Source organism: Pseudoalteromonas sp. SG44-1, assembly GCF_014164315.1.
GTDB classification, from domain to species: domain Bacteria; phylum Pseudomonadota; class Gammaproteobacteria; order Enterobacterales; family Alteromonadaceae; genus Pseudoalteromonas; species Pseudoalteromonas rhizosphaerae.
Genome location: NZ_JACJEW010000145.1, coordinates 1 through 2,354 on the forward strand (window position 1 = coordinate 1; position 2,354 = coordinate 2,354).

Consider the following 2,354-nt stretch of genomic DNA (forward strand, 5'->3'; position numbering starts at 1 on the left):
GTAGGCAAAGGCGACCCTGTTCAGTATTTACGTAAAATAAACTGGCAAGACTTAGGCAAACAAGCCGCCAGTGAAGTCAAAGCAATTATTAAAAGCTTTAGAGATACCTTGCAAGATATTTCAACTAGCTGGAAATACGACCTCCTACTGCCAGACTCGGCCATTGACGGCATGCAAGCCATGGTCAAACAACTTGATGAAGTCACCCCGCAAATAGACCAAGGCGTAAGAAACGCCGCAAATGAAATTGGCAATCGCGTAAACAAAGCCCTCGATGAGTTTGAGCCACCGGCAAGTACAGGTGTAGTGGGCAAACCGAAGAAAACCGTTGCCAATGAGCTTGAGCCGCCGAAAGGGAATGATTTAAAGGGGGCTAAAGGTGAGTTTATTGGTTCATACAAAGGGAAAAATTTAGTCCTCAAAAATGTAGAATTTAAAAAGATTGATTACTTAAAGCGTGATCGAGCTGAGTACAAAGCTTTGCGAAGTAAGTTTGATAATGGTGTTCGCAAAAAATTTCTTGAAGAATTATCTGATAATAAAGATATATTATCCCAATTAGATAAACTTGGTGTTTCTTCAAGTGATATAGCAAAATTAAAGGCAGGACGTGTACCAAATGGCTGGCAAGTTCACCATAAACTTCCTTTAGATGATGGTGGAACAAATGACTTTAGCAACTTAGTACTCATCAGAAATAGCCCAGAGCACTCAGCTTTCACGACTTTTCAAAAAAGAGCTACTAATGGGCTAGAAATTGGTGATGTAAAATCAACAGAGTGGCCATTTCCAAAAGGGAATGTATATCCGAGGTAACTATGAAAAATGTAAATGAATTAATTAATTACCTGATAGAGAAAAACTCAGAAGAGCAAACTCACTTTGGCGAAGGTTTTTTTCTAACGCCTATCAGTTTGGATGAGGTAAAGGCTTTTAGTGCGTATTTCACCAAAGCCTTCAAGTTTCAACCTCCAAGTGAATTTTTAGATCTATTAAAAATATCAAATGGCTTTTCTATAAATGGATTAAATCTCTATAGTGCTAAAGAACAAAATGAACCATATTACTTAGCTGGAATTATTGAAGCCAATCAAGAATTTCATGTAGAAGAATCTTTACGTAATTTCGTCGCTTTTTGTGATGAAAGCAGCTCAAGGGTGGTTTATCACTTAGAGGTAAATCAATTTCAGATTGTAGACTCTTTCACGTGGGAAGAGCTAGAAAGTTTCCCGACTTTAACTTTGGCGATAAGCTCTTTACTTAAAACAGCAAATATTTTTGAATAAATCAAACAACGCTAAGGACAGCATATGCAACCAAATATTAAAAACATCTCGCATCACCTAGGTCAGTACCTTTATCAGCAAATAAAAGAGCCGTGGCTTGAAGCACAACTTATTTTAAACTGCGAAGATGAAAGCGAGCTTGAATGCAAAGATCATTATCAAACTGCTGCTGATACAAGCGAACAGCCGATTACCGTGACAGACGAGATAGTCGATTTATTCAACACCCTATTTGTGAATGCCACTAAACACCAACCAGAAAACTGGACGCGCGCCATTTTTACCATTAATCGCCAAGGCCAATTTAATCTCAATTTTGAGCGTGAAAATACCGTTCATGAAGTAATCACAGCGCAGTAAATGTACTCATTGATAACTTGAATTCAAGTAAAAATAACCCCGCTTTTTAACAACATGGATGTTGTAAGGCTGAGCGCTAGAATCGTTTAAGATTAGTGTTTAGCCATACATTTTTGCGTGCCTGCACAACACATCCACAGACACCATTTAGCTGTTAGTTATGCACTCTCATTCCGCTCGCTTCAACATGGTAACGACCATTGCAACGGCTCTTTAGGTCCGCAGTGGGCTAAAGCACCTATAGGAAGTAAAAAAGGGGATAAAACACGCGTGCAGTTAATGGATGAGCAAGTTGAAAACGCATTTAAAAAACATGGCCCAGATGCTAAGTTGAACATTCAACTTGAGCGCTGCCCGTTAAATAAAAAGTAGAGAACCCATGATAGAAACGAATGATGACGATTTAGCCTTTTTTTTAAGCGAGTTTGGCCAACCAACAACAATTGTACCCGCGACTACCGCTGATATAGAAGCGTATCGAGGGAAACTGCCTGACCAGCTACTTGAATACTGGCAAATACTCGGTTTTAGCGGCTTTGCCGATGGTTTATTTTGGCTGACAAATCCAGCGGATTATCAAGACATTCTTGACCGATTTTTAGAAGACACCCCGTTTGAGCAAGATGATATTTATTATGTTATAGCGCGTAATGCCTGGGGCAATTTAAAACTCTACGGTGAGAAAACCGGACATTCTGTGGAAATCAG

The 2,354-nt window shown here is 39.3% G+C and carries 4 protein-coding genes and 1 pseudogene; all 5 read left to right on the plus strand.

Annotated elements, in window-relative coordinates; genetic code table 11:
• Nucleotides 1–816, plus strand: a pseudogene (locus tag H5187_RS24825) (HNH endonuclease); the annotation flags it as partial.
• A gap of 2 nt (nucleotides 817–818) precedes the next feature.
• Nucleotides 819–1,286 carry a YrhA family protein gene (locus H5187_RS23215; protein WP_182740456.1) on the plus strand — a complete coding sequence of 156 codons (468 nt, stop codon included), beginning with the start codon at nucleotides 819–821 and terminating at the stop codon, nucleotides 1,284–1,286.
• A gap of 24 nt (nucleotides 1,287–1,310) precedes the next feature.
• The gene (locus H5187_RS23220) at nucleotides 1,311–1,646 is read left to right on the plus strand and encodes a DUF600 domain-containing protein (protein ID WP_182719716.1); all 336 of its coding nucleotides are present in this window, start codon (nucleotides 1,311–1,313) and stop codon (nucleotides 1,644–1,646) included.
• Nucleotides 1,647–1,763: 117 nt separating this feature from the next.
• Nucleotides 1,764–2,018, plus strand: a complete 255-nt coding sequence (locus H5187_RS23225) for a hypothetical protein (protein WP_182798443.1) — start codon at nucleotides 1,764–1,766, stop codon at nucleotides 2,016–2,018.
• Nucleotides 2,019–2,025: 7 nt separating this feature from the next.
• The coding region (locus H5187_RS23230; RefSeq protein ID WP_310737061.1) for a GAD-like domain-containing protein at nucleotides 2,026–2,354 on the plus strand (329 nt) is incomplete at its 3' end.

Excerpts from the sequence above, each read along its gene's own strand:
- H5187_RS23215 (WP_182740456.1), top strand. The coding sequence starts at position 819 with ATGAAAAATGTAAATGAATTAATTAATTACCTGATAGAGAAAAACTCA.
- H5187_RS23220 (WP_182719716.1), top strand. The coding sequence starts at position 1,311 with ATGCAACCAAATATTAAAAACATCTCGCATCACCTAGGTCAGTACCTT.